14 protein-coding genes are annotated in these 19,672 nt (G+C 71.3%); 11 read left to right on the top strand and 3 right to left on the bottom strand.

What is annotated here, in order from left to right:
* Positions 1 to 174: 174 nt before the first annotated feature.
* From ACZ4Z3_RS30800 to ACZ4Z3_RS30770, 7 genes are all read left to right on the top strand, one after another.
* Positions 175 to 807, top strand: a complete 633-nt coding sequence (locus ACZ4Z3_RS30800; RefSeq protein ID WP_468504102.1) for a type 2 periplasmic-binding domain-containing protein — start codon at positions 175 to 177, stop codon at positions 805 to 807.
* Positions 788 to 1,489, top strand: coding sequence for a cupin domain-containing protein (locus ACZ4Z3_RS30795; protein ID WP_468504101.1), 702 nt, complete (start codon positions 788 to 790; stop codon positions 1,487 to 1,489). Before ACZ4Z3_RS30800 ends, ACZ4Z3_RS30795 begins: the two co-directional genes overlap by 20 nt.
* Positions 1,486 to 2,253, top strand: coding sequence for an SDR family oxidoreductase (locus ACZ4Z3_RS30790; RefSeq protein ID WP_468504100.1), 768 nt, complete (start codon positions 1,486 to 1,488; stop codon positions 2,251 to 2,253). The genes ACZ4Z3_RS30795 and ACZ4Z3_RS30790 overlap by 4 nt, the downstream gene beginning before the upstream one ends.
* On the top strand, positions 2,250 to 3,005 hold the full coding sequence (locus tag ACZ4Z3_RS30785; RefSeq protein ID WP_468504099.1) for an SDR family NAD(P)-dependent oxidoreductase: 756 nt from the start codon (positions 2,250 to 2,252) through the stop codon (positions 3,003 to 3,005). The genes ACZ4Z3_RS30790 and ACZ4Z3_RS30785 overlap by 4 nt, the downstream gene beginning before the upstream one ends.
* A 74-nt stretch (positions 3,006 to 3,079) precedes the next feature.
* Positions 3,080 to 4,396: an MFS transporter gene (locus ACZ4Z3_RS30780; RefSeq protein ID WP_468504098.1), complete on the top strand. Its 1,317-nt coding sequence runs from the start codon at positions 3,080 to 3,082 to the stop codon at positions 4,394 to 4,396.
* Positions 4,386 to 5,567, top strand: coding sequence for an aminotransferase class I/II-fold pyridoxal phosphate-dependent enzyme (locus tag ACZ4Z3_RS30775; RefSeq protein WP_468504097.1), 1,182 nt, complete (start codon positions 4,386 to 4,388; stop codon positions 5,565 to 5,567). Before ACZ4Z3_RS30780 ends, ACZ4Z3_RS30775 begins: the two co-directional genes overlap by 11 nt.
* Positions 5,564 to 5,857 carry a Dabb family protein gene (locus tag ACZ4Z3_RS30770; RefSeq protein ID WP_468504096.1) on the top strand — a complete coding sequence of 98 codons (294 nt, stop codon included), beginning with the start codon at positions 5,564 to 5,566 and terminating at the stop codon, positions 5,855 to 5,857. Before ACZ4Z3_RS30775 ends, ACZ4Z3_RS30770 begins: the two co-directional genes overlap by 4 nt.
* A 36-nt stretch (positions 5,858 to 5,893) precedes the next feature.
* Here ACZ4Z3_RS30770 and ACZ4Z3_RS30765 read toward each other — a convergent pair whose 3' ends face one another.
* Together ACZ4Z3_RS30765 and gabT are read right to left on the bottom strand one after the other, a co-directional pair.
* Entirely contained in the window at positions 5,894 to 6,760 is an 867-nt protein-coding gene (locus ACZ4Z3_RS30765) for a phosphatase PAP2 family protein (RefSeq protein WP_468504242.1), read from the bottom strand.
* A gap of 208 nt (positions 6,761 to 6,968) precedes the next feature.
* Positions 6,969 to 8,303, bottom strand: coding sequence for a 4-aminobutyrate--2-oxoglutarate transaminase (gene gabT / locus ACZ4Z3_RS30760; protein ID WP_468504095.1), 1,335 nt, complete (start codon positions 8,301 to 8,303; stop codon positions 6,969 to 6,971).
* 272 nt (positions 8,304 to 8,575) lie between these two features.
* Between gabT and ACZ4Z3_RS30755 the strand changes: the two genes are divergently transcribed.
* The 3 genes from ACZ4Z3_RS30755 to ACZ4Z3_RS30745 all read left to right on the top strand — a co-directional run bounded on the left by ACZ4Z3_RS30755 (position 8,576) and on the right by ACZ4Z3_RS30745 (position 14,626).
* Entirely contained in the window at positions 8,576 to 10,705 is a 2,130-nt protein-coding gene (locus tag ACZ4Z3_RS30755) for an ATP-binding protein (protein ID WP_468504094.1), read from the top strand.
* Between the two features lie 256 nt (positions 10,706 to 10,961).
* Entirely contained in the window at positions 10,962 to 12,815 is a 1,854-nt protein-coding gene (locus ACZ4Z3_RS30750) for a PucR family transcriptional regulator (RefSeq protein ID WP_468504093.1), read from the top strand.
* 365 nt (positions 12,816 to 13,180) lie between these two features.
* The gene (locus ACZ4Z3_RS30745; RefSeq protein ID WP_468504092.1) at positions 13,181 to 14,626 is read left to right on the top strand and encodes an aldehyde dehydrogenase family protein; all 1,446 of its coding nucleotides are present in this window, start codon (positions 13,181 to 13,183) and stop codon (positions 14,624 to 14,626) included.
* Positions 14,627 to 14,759: 133 nt separating this feature from the next.
* On the opposite strand, the gene ACZ4Z3_RS30740 is transcribed toward ACZ4Z3_RS30745, so the two are convergent.
* Positions 14,760 to 17,612, bottom strand: a complete 2,853-nt coding sequence (locus ACZ4Z3_RS30740; protein ID WP_468504091.1) for a glycoside hydrolase family 3 C-terminal domain-containing protein — start codon at positions 17,610 to 17,612, stop codon at positions 14,760 to 14,762.
* A 374-nt stretch (positions 17,613 to 17,986) separates the two neighbouring features.
* Between ACZ4Z3_RS30740 and ACZ4Z3_RS30735 the strand changes: the two genes are divergently transcribed.
* Complete coding sequence (locus ACZ4Z3_RS30735) at positions 17,987 to 19,672, top strand: extracellular solute-binding protein (protein ID WP_468504090.1); 1,686 nt, start codon at positions 17,987 to 17,989, stop codon at positions 19,670 to 19,672.

Genomic DNA, 19,672 nt, shown 5'->3' with positions numbered 1-19,672 from the left:
GGTGCGGCAAGGGGAATGGATTGCGCCATTGACTTGATTCGCATAGGCGAAACATAAGGGAAACAAAAGCCGTCAAGTTCGCACTTGAACGGCTCAAGCGAGTGCCTTAAGCTCCAGTCCGTCCCCAGATGCATGTGCCAGCCAACTGGCCCTGGCCGAAGAATGGAGGTGGTCATGGAATTATTACGGATTCCCGGCGTCGAGAAACAGGCGCTCATGGCGCTCTTTTCCCTGGATCCCGCTCGGTCCGTCAAGATCGGGACGTTGGGGCCGGAAGGGACGAGCAGCGAGCACATCGCCCGGATGATGTTGCGCTGCATAGGCGATCCTCAGGGTTGCGAGATAATTCTTGAAGACACCTTCGAGCGGTGCATGGACGCCCTCGTCGACGGAGTCATAGACCTCGCACTGGTGCCCCACGCCTACTCGAAAATCAACGCGTTCTATATGCATCCCGGCTTGCAGCCGGTGAGTGTGTTTCATGGGAGCACGCCGGAATACGGTCTCGCCACCCGGCCCGACTTCGCGTTCGACGACGAGGTGCTGCGCACCGACACGGTCGTCAGTCACCCCGCTCCTGTTCCGATGCTCGAGCACCATGTCGCCGGGCCCGTGAAGGTCGCGACGGTGACCTCCACGAGTCAGGCCGCCGGCCGCGTCGCCGACGGGCATTACAACATCGCCCTGACGAACGAGCAGGCGGTCGAGCAGTACAACCTGAGGTTCGTCCAGAGGTTCTCGCGCATCCCCATGACCTGGACCGTTTTTTCGCGGAAGAAGGATGGACATGACCACCGGTGTACGTGAGACCCCCTTCTTCCCGGCCGCTGACGCGCTGCTGCACGACAACGGCGTCCGAAGCGATTCCTATCGGCGCGACGACACCGAGGTGCGGCTCTCCTATCTGGCGCCCGGAGCCGTTCTGGACGAGGCGGCGACGGCGTGGGCGCGGGTCGGGATCGTCGTGCGTGGGGAAGCCGCCGTGACGGTCGAGGGCGTCACGAAGTCGATGACGGCCGAGCACGACGTCTTCGTCGCCCCGCCCGGAGCGGGCCTTTCCGTGACGAACACGTCCGCCGAGGAGACGGTCCTGCTGGAGATCAAGCGCGACAAGCCCGGGGAGAGCTACCCCGCCCCCAGCGGCTATTTCCTCGAACCACTGGAATCGCGCAAGTTCGTCGGCATGGATGTCACCTTCTTCCTGGCGGACTGGATCGAGCTCATGATCGCCAACATTCCGGCCGGTGGCGAGATGCCCTACCACAAGCATTCGCACGAACAGATCGGCACCTGCCTGGAAGGGCGCTACGAGATGACCGTCGAGGGCGCACGGCATGAGTTGCTGTTCGGCGGCACCTACTTCTGCGCCAGTCAGGAGGGGCACGGAGCCGCGAATCCCAACACCGCCGTGGCGCGTTCCCTGAACATTTTCATCCCTCCGCGCTACCACCGGGTCCCTAAGCCGACCGTGGGACAGGAAAGCGAGTGACCCGACTGGCACTCGTTCTGGGGGCCGGCCGCGGTATCGGAAGGGCGACCGCGCTGCGCCTGAACGCGACCGGCTACGCCACGGTCCTCTGTGCCCGAAACCGGAGCGACCTGGAGAAGGTCGCCGCGGAATCCGTGGGCGAACCCACCCCGTACGTCATCGCGGGAGACATCACCTCGCCCGCTTTTCGTGCCGAACTCGTCGGTGAGACGGAACGCCGGTTCGGAAGGATCGACGTTCTGGTCAACAACGCGCCCGGTCCGGCGCCGGGTGCCTTCGACAGTGTGTCGGCCGGCGACATCAGTGTCGCCATGGAGCAGAAGCTCGTCCCCTACCTGGATCTGATCAAGATCGTGGCACCGCTCATGATGCGCAACGGATTCGGACGCATCGTGAATGTCGTCGGAAACGTCGGAAAGGAACCCGCCCCCGGATTGTTCCTCTCCGGTCTGGTGAACGCGGCCGTCGCGAACGCCGGCAAGTACTTGGCGAGTCAGTACGCCCCGCACGGAGTGACCGTGAACTGCGTGCACCCCGGCGTCATCCGCACCCAGCGGTACGACCGGGCCGTGCGGCACATGAGTCGCTCCCAGGGGATCCCGCCGCAGGAGGCCGAGGACCGGATGCGCCGGTCCATCCCCATGGACCGGCCGGGTACCGCCGAGGAGGTCGCCGCCCTCATCGGTTTCCTGGCGTCCGAGGAGGCCTCCTATGTGACGGGACAGCAGATCTCCGTCGACGGTGGCCACATGACATGCGTATGACGTTCACGGACAAGGTGGTCATCGTCACCGGTGCCGCCTCCGGAATCGGCCGCCGGACCGCGATCGAGTTCGCTCGGCGGTCCGCGAAGGTCGTCGTCGGGGACATCGACGAGAAGGGCGGTGAGGACGTGGTCGCGCAGATCGGGGAGGAAGGGCTCGACGCCGTCTTCGTGCCGACCGATCTGACCGTCGAGGCGGACTGCGCACGGCTCGTCGCCACCGCCACCGAGACCTTCGGCCGACTCGACGTCCTCGTCAACAACGCCGGCATCGAAGTCACCACACCCCTGCACGAGATGCAGGAGCACGAGTGGGACCGGCTGGTCGACACCAACCTGAAGAGCATGTTCCTGTGCTCCAAGCACACCCTGCGCCAGATGATGTCGGCCGCCCACGGCGGGTCCATCGTGAACGTCTGCTCCGTCAGCGGGCTGGTGGCCTGGCCCGGCATAGCCGCCTACAACTCCACCAAGGGCGGCGTGCTGATGCTCACCAAGTCGCTCGCCATCGACTACGCGAAACACGGCATCCGGGCGAACTGCGTCTGCCCCAGCATCATCGACACCCCGATGACGGACGTCTCCAACGGCCACGACGACGCCGTCAAGGCGGAGAAGGCCAAGCTGAATCCGATCGGCCGCCTGGGCACGCCCGAGGACGTCGCCCACGCGATCCTCTTCCTCGCGTCGGACAAGTCGTCGTTCATCACGGGCACCGCACTCACCGTCGACGGCGGCTACACGGCCATCTAGCAGCCCGCCGAGGGCCTTCGGATCGTCATCCCGCGATCCCCCCGCACCTGAAGGAAGAAAGAAAGGTTTGCCGAGTGTCGGACCGATTGAACGGCGAGGAACGCTCCGGCGGGTTCCCGCTCCTGACCGTACTCGCCCTGATGGCGGGGATCTTCGCGGTCGGCTCGGAGGAGCTGGTGGTCTCACCGCTGCTCGTGGGCATGGCCGACTCGTTCCGCACCTCGGTGGCCCTCATGGCGCTGTCCGTCACGGTGTACGGCGTGGCGACGGCTGTCGGCGCCCTGATCTTCGCTCCCCTCGGGGACCGCATGTCACGCCGGGTCAGCCTGACGATCGGTATGACGATGTTCGTCCTGGGGACCGTCCTGTGCGCGCTCGCCCCCTCACCGGCCCTGCTGTTCACGGGACGGGCCCTGGCGGGCCTGGCGACGGGCGCCTTCGTACCGACGGCCTACGCCTTCGTCGGTGACCAGATCCCCTACCGGCACCGCGGCCGGGCCATGGGGATCATCGTGTCGAGCTGGTCGCTGTCGCTCGTGCTCGGCGTACCGATGGGATCCTTCGTCGGCGGCTGGGTCGGCTGGCGCTGGACCTTCGGGCTGCTCGCGATCCTCGGTGCCCTCGTGACCCTGGTGCTGGTCCGGGCCGGCGGAAGCGGCACCGCCACCGGCCGGGCCGATGCAACACCGGACGGGGAGCCGGCCGCCGAGCCGTCGGAGCGCGGCTGGATCCGGGACGCGGCCCGCGCCTTCCTGGCGCCCCGTGTGCCCACCTACGTCCTCGCCACCTTCCTGAACATGCTGGGCTTCTACGGGATGTACACCTTCCTCGGCAGCGCCCTGCAGTACCGCTTCGGCACGGGCAGCTCCATGACCGGCATCATGATCCTTCTCTACGGTCTGGGCTTCGCGACCAGCTTCCTCACCGGGCGATGGGCCGACGAGTGGGGCAAGGAGCGGGTGCTCGTCGTGCTGCTGGCGGGGCTCGTACCGGCCCTCGCGCTCATCCCGCAGGCCACGCGCTGGACGCCGCTCCTCGTGGTGTGCCTGTTCCTGTGGGGGGCGATGCAGAGCCTCGTGGTCACCCTGCTCAGCACCCTGCTGAGCGAGTGCTCGCAACAGCACCGGGGCGCGATCCTCGCGTTCTACAGCCTCGCCACCAACCTCGGGGTGGCCATCGGGGCGGCGGTGTTCGGCTCCCTGTTCTCCGCGTACGGCTTCGACGCCCTCGGCTGGGTGTGCGCCGCCATCACTCTCCTGGCCTTCGCCCTGACCGGCTGGGCGCACCGGGGGCGCGAGCGGCCCGCGGGTCACCCGGCCGCCGGGGCCGCGGATCCCGACGCGGCCGTGGACCGGGCCGGGGGAGCGAAGGTCGTGGCCCATGAGGACTGAGACCGCGCGCAGGCTGCGTGATCTGCCCAGAAGCTCCTTCGCCACGACCGTGGCCAGGATCGACCAGCTCGTCGCCGCGGGTGAGGACGTCGTCAACCTGTGCCAGGGCAATCCCGACCTGCCGACTCCGCCGCACATCGTGGAAGCGCTGCGCAGGGAGGTCCTCGACCCGGCCACCCACCGCTACGGCTCCTTCTCGGGTCTGCTCGAACTCAAGACCGCGATCGGCGACTGGTACGCGGCTCACCACAGGGTCCGACTGGACCCCGAGACCGAGGTCGCGATCCTGTTCGGCGCCAAGGCCGGCCTGGTGGAGATCAGCCAGTGCTTCCTCGACCCGGGTGACGTGTGCCTGATGCCCGACCCGGCCTTCCCGGACTACTGGGCGGGCGTGGTCCTCGCCCGGGCGGACATGCGCCCCCTGCCGCTGCGCAGGGAGAACGGCTTCCTGCCGGACTACACCGAGCTGGACCCGGTCACCCGCGCGCAGGCCAAGCTGATGTTCCTGAACTACCCCAACAACCCCACATCGGTGACCGCCCCGCCGGACTTCTACGCCGAGACCGTCCGCTTCGCCGCCGAACACCGCGTGATCGTGGCGTCCGACTTCGCCTACGGAGCACTGGGCTTCGACGGTGAGCGGCCCGTCTCCTTCCTGGAGACGGACGGGGCCAAGGACGTCGGGGTCGAGTTCGTCTCGCTGTCGAAGATGTTCAACATGGCCGGCTGGCGGATCGGAGCCGTGGTCGGCAACCGTGACGTCATCGCCGCGATCAACCTTCTCCAGGAGCACTACTACGTCTCGCTCCCGCCGTTCATCCAGCGCGCCGCCGTCGCGGCCCTCACCGGCCCCCAGGACTGCGTCGACGAGCTGACGGCGGTCTACGAACGACGCCGTGACCTCTTCGTCGCCGGGGTGCGCGACGCCGGATGGCCCGTCGACGTACCCCGGTCGATCTTCGCCTGGCTGCCGATCCCCGGCCGCCGGAAGTCCGCCCAGTTCGCCGACGACCTGCTCACCCGGGCCAGGGTCGCCGTGGCCCCCGGCCACTGGTTCGGCGAGCACGGCGAGGGATACGTGCGGGTCAGTCTGCTGGCCCCCGAGGAACGCCTCCGCGAGGCCGTCGCCCGGCTCGCCGCCTTCTCACGATCCACGGGAGACCTGCTGTGATACGCCACGTCGTCCTGTTCCGCTTCAAGCCGGGGATCGACTGGAACGACCCGCGCGCCGTCGAGGCGGAGCAGTCCACCGCGAAGGTGGGCAGCGAGGTGCCCGGACTCCACAGCTGGCGCTGCGGACGCAATGTGTCCACCCGGGCCGTCGCCTACGACTTCTACGCCGAGGGAGTCCTGGACGACATCCCCGCCGTCGACCGCTACCTGACCCACCCGTTCCACCGGCGTTCGGCCGAGCTCTGGCGGGAGATCGCCGACTGGGTCGTCGTCGACGTGGAGGCCTGACGCACGGGTCGACGGGGCTCGCCTACCCCCCCACCCCTACCGCCCCTCCCGGCCCGTCCCGTCGGTGGTGCCGGTGCGGGGGTGCGACCAGCGGCTCAGCGCGGCGAGGAGCGTCGCGCACACGCACCAGCTCGCCACCACGTCGAGCGGCCAGTGGTAACCCTGACGCACCAGGCCGGCACCGACGCCGAGGTTGACGACGACCGCGCAGCAGACGGCCGCGCCGCGCGCCGGGGCGCCGCGCAGCCAGGGCAGAAGCAGCAGTACGGCGGCGCCGTACGCGACGGCGGCGGTCGCCGTGTGGCCGGAAGGGTAGAAACCCGTGCCCGGGCCCATGATCGCGGGGCCGCTGCGGGCGACCAGTTCCTTCAGCGGGATCACCCAGAGCGGTACCGCAGCCATGAGGGCGGCGGCGCCGGCGGCGGGCCGCCACCAGTGGTCCGTACCGGTGGCACGCGCGCGCCACGCGACGTACACGAGGACGAGCGCGAGCACCGGCACGGCGACGGTGACATTGCCGAGGTCGGCGAGGAACTGCGCGGCCGCGCCACGCCGTACGAGGGAGTCGCTGAGGCGTGCGTCCGCTCGGGCCAGCGGGCCGTCCGCGACGACCTGCCAGGTGATCAGCGCGAAGAGAAGGCCCGGAAGGCCGAGAAGGAGGAGCCCGGGAAGACCGGGGAGGCCGTGGGGCCCGGCGCGACGGCCGGAGGAAATGGTCGGCCGCCCTCGAACAGGGGGGGTGGTTCGAGAGCGGCCGTCCGGATCGGTGTGCCGCGCGCCCCGGGGGGTTTGGGGCGAGCGGCCATCCGATCGGTGAGGAGATCCGGAGCCGGAAGCTCCGGGTGTGTGCGCGAGGGCACGACCAGGACGAAGCTGGGGAGGCCCCGACCAGGTGTCGCCCACAGTCCCCTGTGGGCGGGGTGTATCTCTCATCTGCCCAAGAACCTACGACAGGCCGTGCGGTGGCGACAGGCGAAAACGCGACCCGACATGCACTTTGCACACCTTCTTCACGCCCTCCGACGCTCGTGCACAGGCACCGGAATCCGGGGCCGTGTTCCGGTTACGGGAAGCGCGGGACGTCGGAGGCGGATGGGGGATTCCGTATGGCTCAGACGCGGGTGAACGCCTGCTCGATGATGTCGAGGCCCTCGTTCAGGAGGCCCTCGCCGATGACCAGCGGCGGCAGGAAGCGCAGGACGTTGCCGTAGGTGCCACAGGTCAGGACCAGCAGGCCCTCCTGGTGGCAGGCCTTCGCCAGCGCGGCGGTCGCCTCCGGGTTCGGCTCCTTCGTCGTGCGGTCCTTGACCAGCTCGATGGCGATCATGGCGCCGCGGCCCCGGACGTCGCCGATGACGTCGAACTTCTCGGCCATGGCGGTGAGGCGGGCCTTCATGATCGCCTCGATGTGCTTGGCCTTGGTGTTGAGGTCGAGCTCCTTCATCGTCTCGATGGAGCCGAGCGCGCCCGCGCAGGCGACCGGGTTGCCGCCGTAGGTGCCGCCCAGGCCGCCGGCGTGGGCGGCGTCCATGATCTCGGCGCGGCCGGTCACCGCGGCGAGCGGAAGACCGCCCGCGATGCCCTTGGCGGTGGTGATCAGGTCGGGGACGATGCCCTCGTCCTCGCACGCGAACCACTGGCCGGTGCGGCAGAAGCCCGACTGGATCTCGTCGGCGACGAAGACGATGCCGTTCTCGGAGGCGAACTTGCTGATGGCCGGGAGGAAGCCCTTGGCGGGCTCGATGAAGCCGCCCTCGCCGAGGACCGGCTCGATGATGATCGCGGCGACGTTCTCCGCGCCGACCTGCTTGGAGATCTGGTCGATGGCCTGGGCGGCGGCCTCCGGGCCCGCGTTCTCCGGACCGGTCGGCCAGCGGTAGCCGTAGGCGACGGGCACGCGGTAGACCTCGGGGGCGAACGGGCCGAAGCCGTGCTTGTACGGCATGTTCTTGGCGGTGAGCGCCATCGTCAGGTTGGTGCGGCCGTGGTACCCGTGGTCGAACACGACGACGGCCTGCCGCTTGGTGTACGCACGCGCGATCTTCACGGCGTTCTCGACGGCCTCGGCGCCCGAGTTGAACAGCGCGGACTTCTTGGCGTGGTCGCCCGGGGTCAGCTCGGCGAGGGCCTCGGCGACCGCCACGTAGCCCTCGTACGGGGTGACCATGAAACAGGTGTGCGTGAAGTCCTGGAGCTGGGCGGAGGCCCGGCGGACCACGGCCTCGGCGGAGGCGCCGACGCTCGTCACGGCGATGCCCGAGCCGAAGTCGATCAGCCGGTTGCCGTCCACGTCCTCGATGATCCCGCCGCCCGCGCGTGCGGTGAAGACCGGCAGCACGGAGCCCACGCCAGCCGCGACCGCGGCGGTACGACGTGCCTGCAGCTCCTGCGACTTCGGTCCGGGAATGGCGGTGACTACGCGGCGCTCCTGCGGAAGTGCGCTCATGTGGGGCTCCTGGGGGCGTTACGGACGCTTGTCTTCTTTTCTCGCAGGCTAGGACCGAGGAGGAGTGGTGGGCATGCTCCATGTGGGCGTTGTCGCAGAGTCCGCTTGTCCGTGGTGGACATGGCGCGTTGTCGGAGGTGAACCGGGGCCGCTCGGGTCACGGACCGGCAGCTTCCGGGCCCGCCCGGCCGCGTATGCGGTGAACTCCCCTTGCGAGAGCGTTAGATTGGCACGCTGATGGTGGACGGAACGGCTGGTCAGGGGGCAAGGCGATGAACAGCGACGGGACGCGGGACGCACGGGGCACGCATGCGAATCCTGTGCCGCGTCCGGCGGGGTCGCCGGAGATGCCGGCGGTGCCTCCGCTGCCTCCCATGCCCGCGGGCGTGCCCGGAGCGCCGCCCAGGCCCGACGGGAACACCTTCCTGACCTGGCTGCGGACCCCCCGGCCGGACGCGGCGCCCGGCGTCTGGCGGCTCGGCCACCGGCCGCGGCCCGAGGAGGAGCCCGAGATCGTCCCCGGCCGCCAGCTGCTCGGCGGCGCGGTCATCGCCTTCCTCGTCGGCTGGCTCATCTGGTCCCTGCTGTGGAACGGCTACCTCGGCGGCTGGTGGCTGGTACCGCTCTACGCGATGATCCCGGACTCCTGGGCCCCCGCCCACTCGTACTCCGCGGTCGTCCTCAGCTACGTCTGGTACGTCGTCGTCGCCCTGGCGATCATGATCGGCGTCGGGCGGCTCGGCCGCTGGGGCGAGGTCTGGCGCCGGTACGGCGCCCCGCGCTTCAAACAACCCCGTGAGCGGCAGGTCCTGCCGCCGCCCGAGCGGGATCCCGCCGAATGGCCCCAGCTCAGGGAGGCCGGTGCGACCGACGTCGCCGACCGGCTCGGGGCCGAGGCGCGGGCCGGGCTCATGCGGGATGTGGATCACGCGCGGATCATGCGGGCCTGGCAGGGGGTGCGCAGTGGGCGGCACAGCATGGCGACGTTCACCGGCGCGGTGCTGAAGGACGGCGCGGCGGCCTGTCCGCATCCGTCGGGGGAGCGGGACCTCCCGGGCCGGCTCGCGCAGCACGACATGGTGACCGGGCAGGTCCGGCTCGGCACGACCGCCGACGACCCCCGCAACCCGTACGCCTACCGCGGCACCGGCCTCGCTCTCGGCCCGGAACTGCTCGGCACGTCCCTGCTGGCCGTCGGGCCCGCCGGGTCGGGGAAGACCGGCGGCGTCGTGTGGCCCGTCGCCGAGTCGCTGTGCCTGCACGCGCTGGCCGGCCGGGCCGCCGTGGTGGTCGTGGGCGCGGCGGGCGCGGGGCTCGGCCCGGCCGACGCCTACGACGTCGTCGTCCGCATCGGCAACCCGGAGTCCGTGTACGACCTGGACCTCTACGGCGGCACCACCGACCCCGACGAGGCGGCCGCCGTCCTCGCCGAGGCGCTCGTCGGCGACCTCGCCGATCCGCACCCCGGCGGCGACAGCCGGCGTTCGACCACCGTGCTGGCGCAGTTGCTCGGCCCGTTCCGGGCGGTGCACGGCCGGTTCCCGTCGGTGCCGCAGCTGCGGCAGTTGCTCGACGGTGCCCCCGGCCCGCTGGGCGAGCTGCGCAAGGCGCTCCAGGACGCCGGGCAGGAGTCGCTGCTGCGGGAGCTGGACGCGCGGGAGCGGCAGCTCGGGCACCCCGGAGACGTCGGCTCCGTCCTCGCCGACCGGGTCGCCCTGCTGGACCGGCCCGCCTTCGCCGGGTTCTTCGACACCTCCGGCCAGTCCCGACCCTTCTCCCTCCGGGCGCTCGACCACCCCGTACGGGTCCGCGTCGACCTCCCCGAGCGCGGCCACGCCGACGCCTCGCGGATCCTGGCCCGGCTGGTGCTCGCGCAGTTCACCGCGAGCGTGTCGGTGCGGGAGGACCGCTCGCTGTTCGCGTGCCTGGTGCTGGACGACGCGACGGGCGTCATCACCCCCGAGGCCGTCCGCGGCATCCAGCGGCTGCGGTCCGCCAACGCGGGCACGGTCCTCACCCTGCGCACCCTCGACGACGTGCCCCGGCCGTTGCGGGGGCCGCTGCTCGGGGCGACCGGCTGCCGCATGGCGCTGTCCGGGATCACCCCCTGGGACGGCCAGGACTTCGCCGAGGTCTGGGGCAAGGAGTGGACCGAGGCGCGGGACGTCACCGACCGGCAGATCATCGCGGACTCCCCGGCGGGCAAGGCGTGGCACGCGCTGCGCCGGGTGATCACCGGGTCCGCGCCGACCGCCCGCGCCGTCACCGTGCGCCAGGTCGAACGGGAGCGCTGGTCCGCGTCCGAGCTGGCGCACGCCGTGCCGCCCGGCCACGCGGTGCTGTCCCTGACGGACGTCCGCGGCGAACACGCGCCGCCGCTGCTGGTGAACCTGCGGGCCTGAACGGCGGGCCTGTGCGGAGGGGCTGAACGGCGGAGGCCACCGGAGGCCACCGGAGGCCGACGGAGGTCATCGGGGGCGGAAGGGGCGCGGGATCGGGCTTGCGGGGGCGCGCGGTGACCGTACGGTGAGGCAGAATCGGCGCAGGCCGTTCATACGCGGCGGCCAAAACGTACGACGGTGATCGCCGACCCGACCGGGATCCCGATGCCCGACGCGACGCCGCTCCGAGTAGTTTCCGAACCGTTCTGAAGGCCCGATGCCCCCGACGCTCGCCTCGCTCGTCCACCACTCCGCGCTCAAGCTGACCGTGCGGGCGGGCGGCGACCGCCTGGACGTGCCCGTCCGCTGGGCCCACGTCAGCGAACTCGCCGACCCCGTCCCGTACATGGAGGGCGGCGAACTGCTGCTGATCACCGCGCTCAAGCTGGACGCGGAGGATCCGCAGGAGATGCGGCGCTATGTACGGCGGCTGGTGGGAGCCGGGGTCGTCGGGCTCGGCTTCGCCGTCGGGGTGAACTACGAGGAGGTCCCCGAGGCGCTCGTCGAGGCGGCGGACGCCGAGGGGCTGCCCCTGCTGGAAGTGCCCCGGCGCACGCCCTTCCTCGCCATCAGCAAGGCGGTGTCGGCGGCCATCGCCGCCGACCAGTACCGGGCGGTGACGGCGGGCTTCGCCGCACAGCGCGAACTCACCAAGCAGGCGCTGGGCGCCGGTCCCGAGGGGGTGCTCGCCGCGCTCGCCTCACAGGTCGACGGGTGGGCCGCGCTGTACGACGCCTCCGGTGCCGTGGTCGCCGCGGCGCCCGAGTGGGCGGAGCGGCGGGCCGGGCGGCTCACCGCCGACGTAGAACGGCTGCGGGACCGGCCCGCCCCGGCCAGCGCGGTCGTCGGCGGCGAGGACCGCGTCGAGCTGCACTCCCTCGGCACCGGGCGCCGGGCCCGCGCCGCGCTCGCCGTCGGCACGGCCGCCGCGCTGGGCACCGCCGAGCGGTACGCCGTCCACTCCGCGATCGCGTTGCTGACCCTGACGACGGAGAGGTCGCGCGCGTTGCACGCCGCCGAGCAGCGGATCGGGGCGGCGGTGCTGCGGATGCTGCTGGCCGGGGAGCCGGACCACGCGCGGGCCGTCGCCGGGGATCTGTACGGAGAGCTGCTGGACGCGCCGTTCCGGCTGATCCTCGCGGAGTCGGGCTCCGCGTCGGCGGCCCGGGCGCGGGCGGAGGGCGCGGCCGGCCCGACCGGTGCGTCGACCGGGAGCGGCGCGGCCGTCGGCGGTGGCGGTGGGGCCGGCCGGGAGAGCGGGCGGTACCGGGCTGCCGCCTTGGCCGCCGCCACGGCGAACGGCGATCCGCTCGCGCAGCTCGCCGAGGTCGTCGAGGCGGCGGCCGCGCGGGCCGGGGAAGCCGTGCTCGTCGTGCCCGAGGGGGAGCGGCTCGTCGTGCTCGCCGTGGACGGGGGCGCGGCGGTGGCCGCGTGCGGGGAGTTCGCGGCGGCGCTGGAGACGGCACGGGCGACGACCGCGCGAGGCGCGGGGGGTACGGGTGGGACGACGGCGGCGGCTTCAGGAGCCGCCCCGGCCCCGGCCGGTCCCTCGGTCTCGGCCGGAGGCCCCGGCTCGGGCCCGTCCCCCCTGTCGGCCTCCGCCGCGGGCGCTGCCGCGGCATCCGCGTTCTCCGAGGAGGAGGAACTCGTCGTCGGCCTCTCCGCGCCCGCCGGGCCCATCGCGGTCTCGGCCGCGTACAAGCAGGCCGAGCAGGCGCTGTCGGTGGCGCGGCGGCGGGGGCGGTGCCTGGTCGAGCACGAGGAACTGGCGGCCGGGTCCGTGCTGCCGCTGCTCGCGGACGACGCGGTGCGGGCCTTCGCGGACGGGCTGCTGCGCGCGCTGCGGGAGCACGACGCGACCGGGCGGGGGGACCTGGTCGCCTCGCTGCGGGCGTGGCTGTCGCGGCACGGGCAGTGGGACGCGGCTGCGGCGGACCTCGGGGTGCATCGGCACACGTTGCGGTACCGGATGCGGCGGGTGGAGGAGATCCTCGGGCGGTCGCTGGACGATCCCGATGTGCGGATGGAGCTGTGGCTGGCGTTGAAGGCGACGTCCGCGGCGGGGGAGTGACCGGAGGGGGTTCCTCGCCCCCGCCGCCCCTACCCGTCCCATCCCCAGGGGCTGCGCCCCTTCGACCCCGCCGGGGGAGTGGGCATGTGCGGGTGAGTGGGGGCTGGTCGCGCAGTTCCCCGCGCCCCTCAAGAAGCGGGGCCTGCCGCCCTCGCTCCCTGACGAAGGGGCCGCAGGCACCCGCACCCGCCCACCCACCCGCACCCCCGAGTCACCAGGCGCCCGGCCCCACCCCCACCGCACCAAAGCGGAGCAACCCCCCGCCCCACTCATACGCCCCGGACAAACGACCCCCCGGCCTCACGGCCCTACCGTGGAGCCGAGAAGAGGTTGTACAGAGACGCACCGAAGGGCCGGGAACGACTATGACCGCCACGCATGCCTTCTGGCTCGCCGGCCGCGAGGCCACCGGTGAGACCACGTTCGACGTCACGTCACCGTGGGACGACCGGCTCGTCGGCACGGTGAGCGTGCCCACGGACGCGCAGGTCGAGGAGGCGGTCGCAGCCGCGTACGCCGTACGGGACGAGTTCGCCGCGACCCCGGCACACGTACGGGCCGCCGCCCTGGACCACGTCAGTCGGCGTCTGACCGAGCGGACCGAGGAGATCGCGCAGCTGATCTCCACCGAGAACGGCAAGCCGATCAAGTGGGCCCGCGGCGAGGTCGGCCGTGCCGTGTCCGTGTTCCGGTTCGCGGCGGAGGAGGCCCGCCGGTTCAACGGCGGTGAGGCGCAGCGCCTCGACACCGACCTGGGCGGTCAGGGGCGGCTCGCGGTCACGCGCCGCTTCCCGAAGGGCGTCGTCCTCGGCATCGCGCCGTTCAACTTCCCGCTGAACCTGTGCGCCCACAAGATCGCCCCGGCGATCGCGGCCGGTGTGCCGATCATCCTGAAGCCCGCCCCGGCCACCCCGCTCTCCGGTCTCGTCATCGGTGAGCTGCTGGCCGAGACCGAGCTGCCCGCCGGGTCGTGGAGCATCCTCCCCGTCGCCAACGACCGCATGCCGGCCCTGGTGCAGGACGAGCGGCTGCCCGTCATCTCCTTCACGGGTTCCGAGAAGGTCGGCTACGCGATCATGGACTCGGTGCCCCGCAAGCACTGCACGCTGGAACTGGGCGGCAACGGCGCGGCGGTCGTGCTCGCCGACTACGCCTCCGACGAGGACCTCGACTGGGCGGCCAACCGGATCGCCACGTTCTCCAACTACCAGGGCGGCCAGTCCTGCATCTCGGTGCAGCGGGTGATCGCGGACGCGTCCGTCTACGACCGGCTGCTGCCGCGCGTCGTGGCCGCCGTGGAGGCCCAGGTCACCGGCGACCCGTCCGACGCCGCCACCGACGTCGGCCCGCTGGTCAGCGAGGACGCCGCCAAGCGGGTCGAGACGTGGGTCCAGGAGGCCGTCGACGCGGGCGCCACCCTCCTCACCGGCGGCAAGCGCGACGGCGCCTCGTACGCGCCGACCGTCCTCGCCGACGTGCCCGCCGACGTCACGCTCTCCTGCGAGGAGGTCTTCGGCCCCGTCCTCACCCTCCAGAAGGTGGACGGGGAGGCCGCGGCCTTCGCCGCCGTCAACGACTCCAAGTACGGCCTCCAGGCGGGCGTCTTCACCCACGACCTGCAGACCGCCTTCCGCGCGCACCGCGCCCTGGAGGTCGGCGGCGTGGTCATCGGCGACGTCCCGTCCTACCGCGCCGACCAGATGCCGTACGGCGGCGCCAAGCAGTCCGGCGTCGGCCGCGAGGGCGTGCGCTACGCGATGGAGGACTACACCTACGAGCGGGTGCTGGTCCTGACCGGCCTCCAGCTCTGAGTCTGCACGGACACTACCCCTAGCTTCTGACAATCGTTTTCATGTAGTCTGGGGTCAGATCCCGGGATGAAGGGGCCCGGCACCGATGCCTTCCGGTGCCGGGCCCCTTCTGTGTCGGCCTGCTTCCGGACCCTCAACCGGAGAAGCCGACACGCGCGAGCCGCAGGGGGCCGCGCAGCGTGAGGCGGACGTCGTGCACACCGGCGGCAAAGACGGCGGCGTGCAGGGTGGTGTACGCGTACGGGTCCCCGGTGGGGGTGTCGAGCGTCAGGGTCGCCAGCGCCGGGCCGCCGACGAGGGAGAACTCGACGCTTCCCCCGCCCGCCACCTCGACCGACATCCCGGTGACGCCCGGCCCGAAGTCGCAGCCGTTGAAGATCAGCTCGCCCGAGGCGCCGCCCAGCGGGGTCACCGCGTCGCCGGACACCTTCGTACGGTCGACGATCTCCGTGCCGCGCTGCTCGTCGAAGTCCGCCGCGTCCAGGCCGCGTTCGCGGACCGGGCGCGGGGTGAGCGGCTCGCCCTCGACCTCGACGGTCGCACGGAGCCGGATGTCCTCGCTGGACGCGCCGGCCAGCACCTCGTAGGAGCCCGGCTCCAGCCGCAGGGTGCCGTGTGCCACGTCCCAGAACTCCAGTACCGACAGCGGCAGTCGGAAGGTCAGCTCGGTCGCCGCGCCGGGTGCGAGGGTGACGCGGCGGTGGCCGGCCAGCTCGCGGCGCGGGCGCGGGACCGACGGGTCCACGGCGCGGACGTAGAGCTGGGCGACCTCGTCGGCAGTGACCGCGCCGGTGTTGGTGACCGTGAAGGACACCGTCAGCTCGCCCTCGCCGTCTCCCTGCTCCACACGTGCGTCGAGGTTCCCGTACGCGAACTCCCCGTACGACAGGCCGTGGCCGAACGGGAACAGTGGTTCGCCCTCGAAGTAGAGGTACGTCTGGCGGCCGCCGATCACGTCGTAGTCGAGGAGGTCGGGCAGGTCCGCGTCGGAGGCGTACCAGGTCTGCGGGAGGCGGCCGGCGGGGGAGACGTCGCCGGCGAGGACACGGGCCAGGGCGGTGCCCGCCGCCTGGCCGCCGTGCGCGGTCCACAGGGCGGCCGGCAACTCGGCCGGGTCGACGGCGTACGGGTAGGCCGAGACCAGGACCAGGACCGTGTTCGGGTTGGCGGCGCGGGCCGCGCGCAGCAGGCGCTCCTGGTGGGCGGGCAGGGCCAGGGTGGTGCGGTCCTCCGTCTCGCGGCCGTTGATGTGCGGGTCGTTGCCCGCGACCACGACGACGACGTCGGCCCCGGCGGCGGCCTCCGCCACCGCGTCCTCGCCGGGCTGCGCCACGACGAGCTCGAAGACCTCCGGATTCTCGTCGGCAACCTTCACGCCGTCGGCGGCGACCGTGACGTACCGGCCCGTCCCCGTGTGCTTCAGGAGGTGACCGTTCTCGTGCGGTTCCAGGCGGAACGTCTCCTGGACCACCCAGCCGCCCGGCTGGTCGGCGGCGGCGCGGACCCGGCCGTCCTCGGCGACCGAGAGGTAACGGCCGTCCGGGGCGCGGAAGGTGAGGACGCCCTCGCCCCAGTCGACCAGGGCGAGTTCCGTGCCGGTCGCGTCGGTGGTGAGCGGTGGCAGATCCGTACGGCCCGCGAGGAGCGCCGGGTCGAGGGCGCCCTCCGCGCCGCGCACCGCGTCGGCGGTGTCGCCGGACTCGGGGACGGCCAGGTACGCGCCGCCCGCCGTGCGCAGCCTCACCCGGTCCACGCCCTCCGCGAACGTCACGCGCTCGGCGCCGAACCGGTCGTAGATGCCCTCCAACGGGGTCGAGCGGTGGATGAGGGTGCCGCTGTACCAGTCGAGCTTGCACTCGTCGGCGAGGAGGCCGACCACGGCGATCCGGGTGTCCTCGGCGAGCGGCAGCAGACCGCCCTCGTTCTTCAGCAGGACGATCGCCTGCTCGGCGGCCTCCCGGGCGAGGGTCCGGTGGGCCGGGGTGTCGAAGTCCTTGGTGTCGGCGTACGGGTCGGCCCCGGGGTCGAACTCGCCGAGCCGGAAGCGGACGGAGAGCTGGCGGCGGACCGCCTCGTCGACGTCGTCCATGGTCAGCAGGCCCCGGTCGAGGGCTCCCCGGATGCGCCCGATCATCGTCGAGCCGTCGGTGCCGTGGTCGGTGAAGCTGTCGACGCCGGCGCGCAGCGAGGCGGCGGTCGCCTCCTCGTGGGTGTCGAAGTAGTGCTCGGAGTCGACCAGGTTGGACGGGGCGCCGGCGTCGGAGCAGACCAGCAGGGGTTCGTCGGTCCAGGTGCGCAGCTGCTCCGCCAGGTAGGGCGAGACATGGTTGGGGCGGCCGTTGACCAGGTTGTACGCGGGCATCACACCGGCGACCGCGCCCGCCTCGACGGTCGAGCGGAAGGCCCGCAGGTCGTACTCGTGCAGGACGCGCGGGCGGACCGAGGAGGACGTCTCGGAGCGGTCGGTCTCGTTGTTGTGGGCCAGCCAGTGCTTGAGGACGGGCGCGGTGCGCCAGTACGTGGGGTGGTCGCCGCGCAGACCCCAGGTGTACGCGGTCGCGATGGCCGACGTCAGCGCCGGGTCCTCCGAGTAGCCCTCCTCGTTGCGGCCCCACAGGGGGTGGCGCAGGAGGTTCACCGTCGGCGACCAGACGTTGAGGCCGACGCGGTCGTCGCGTGCCCGCATGGCGCGGACCTCGGTGGAGACCGCCTCGCCGACCCGGCGGACGAGGTCCTCGTTCCAGGATGCGCCGAGGCCGACGGCCTGGGGGAACACCGTCGCGGGGCCCATCCAGGCGACCCCGTGGAGGGCCTCCTGGCCGGTGCGGAACGCGGCCACCCCGAGCCGGTCGACGGCGGGCGCGAACTGGTGCAGGAACGCGATCCTCTCGTCCGGGGTGAGCCGCTGGAGCAGGTCGTCGATGCGCTTCGCGATCGGCAGCCGCAGATCACGAAACGGTGGCACGGGCGGCGTCTGAGCGGTCACGTGGGATCCCTTTGCGATGGAGCGGCGCGGGCCTTTCGAAGCGCTTCGATGCTCATTCGACCGTGGGGTGGGTGTCAAGAGACCAAGGCGCAACAGATCCGTTTCCTCACTGTCATACGGGCCGCGTTCGAGCGCCGCGCAGTGGTCCGTACCTCCGGGAAATCTGGGAATCGACCCTTGTGCACCCCCGGTCGTTCACTTAACCTCGCAGCAACATCGAAGCGCTTCGACTGCGGAGGGATCGCTTCGCTTGCCTCCCCATCCCCTCCGCCGGTCATGGGTTCCATCGCTTCAGCACAGCCAGTCCCACTCAAGACACCGCAGCCGACGGCCACCGCCGGGTGTCCTGGTGTGCGCCATGAAGGGTTGACGCAATGACGCCGAACTCCGCCGCCCCCTCCGCTCCGAGCCGCAGAAGCTTCCTCGCCTCCACGGCGGTCGCCACCGCCGTCGTGGCGGGAGGCGTCCCCCTGCTCTCCGCCTGCGGCGGCTCGCAGGAAGGCCGCAAGGAGGGCACGACGACGGGCAAGGACGCCAAGAAGATCCTCCCGACGTTCGTCGCGTCGAACGTCGTGACTCCCGACATCCCGTCGAAGAACGGCTCGGCGGTCGGCTTCACCAAGGCGATCCCCACGGCCGAGCTGAAGACCTCGGTCCCGAAGAAGCTGGGCAGCGGCGGCCGGCTGAAGGTCATGGCGCCGTTCTGGGGGACTCCGCCGAAGGGCGACAACCCGTACTACAGGGCGATGAACGAGGCCGTGGGCGTCGAGGTGACCTGGCAGAACCAGGACGGCGTCACCTACGACCAGAAGCTCGGCGCGGTCCTCGCCTCCAGCGACATCCCCGACGTGGTCGTCGTGCCCGGCTGGAACCTGATGGGCAAGATACCCAGCGCCATCAACGCCAAGTTCGCCGACCTGGGTCCGTATCTCTCCGGCGACAAGGTCAAGGCGTACCCGAACCTCGCGGCCGTGCCCAGCGAGGCCTGGCAGCGCGGCATCTTCGGCGGTCAGTTGCGCGCGATCCCGATGCCCGCCTCGTACGTCTCGGACGTCGCGCCCATGTACCGCCGGGACATCTTCGAGAAGAAGGGCTACACCGTCCCGGGCAGTCCCGACGAGTTCCTGTCCTGGGCGAAGGAGGCCACCGACGCCCGGTCGAAGGTGTGGGCCTGCGACGACATGAAGTGGTCGGCGTTCAGCATCTACGGCGTCTTCCCCGGCAGCGACAAGGCGCTGTGGTGGAACATGGTCGACGGCAAACTGGTCAACCGCGTCGAGACCGAGGAGTACCTCGAAGCCCTGGAGTGGACCCGCAAGCTCTACGCGGCCCGCGTGGTCCACCCGGACGCCGTCTCCGGCAAGGCGGGCGGCAACGCCCGGAACCGGTTCACCGCCGGTCAGTGCCTGGTCTTCAACGACAACATCTCCTCCTGGTGGGGCTCGGTGTCCGAACAGGCCACGCAGAAGAGCGACTTCGACATGGCCGCGTTCGACTTCTTCGGCCCCGACGGCGGTGACCCCACCCTGTGGGCGGGGCAGCCCGCCAACATCTTCACCTTCGTCAGCAAGAAGGCGTCCGAGCAGCAGATCAAGGACTTCCTCGCCCTGTGCAACTTCTGCGCCGCGCCCTACGGCACCAAGGAGTTCATGCTCACCGCCTACGGCGTCGAGGGCACGGACTACGACATGAAGAAGGGCCTGCCGGTCAAGTCCACCACGGGCGTCAACGAGGTCAACGGCGCCTACGACTACACCGGCAACCCCGCGCCGTACGTCGCCTACCCCGACTTCCCCGAGATCGCCAAGGGCGTCGTCGAGTGGCAGCAGCGCATGGGCGCCTTCACCAAGAAGACCTCCTTCTTCGGGCTGACCGTCACCGAGCCCAACCGATGGGCCAACCTCGCCGACAACTTCGAACAGTTGGAGGACGACGCCGTGCGCGGGCGCAAGAAGATCAGTGACGTCCAGCAGGCGGTGGCCGACTGGAAGAGCAAGGGCGGCGACGACCTGCGCGACTGGTACAAGAAGCTGCTCGACGACACCGGTTCGGCGAACTGA

This window comes from Streptomyces sp. NPDC030296, assembly GCF_055572815.1.
This window is presented reverse-complemented; position numbering and strand designations above follow the sequence as displayed.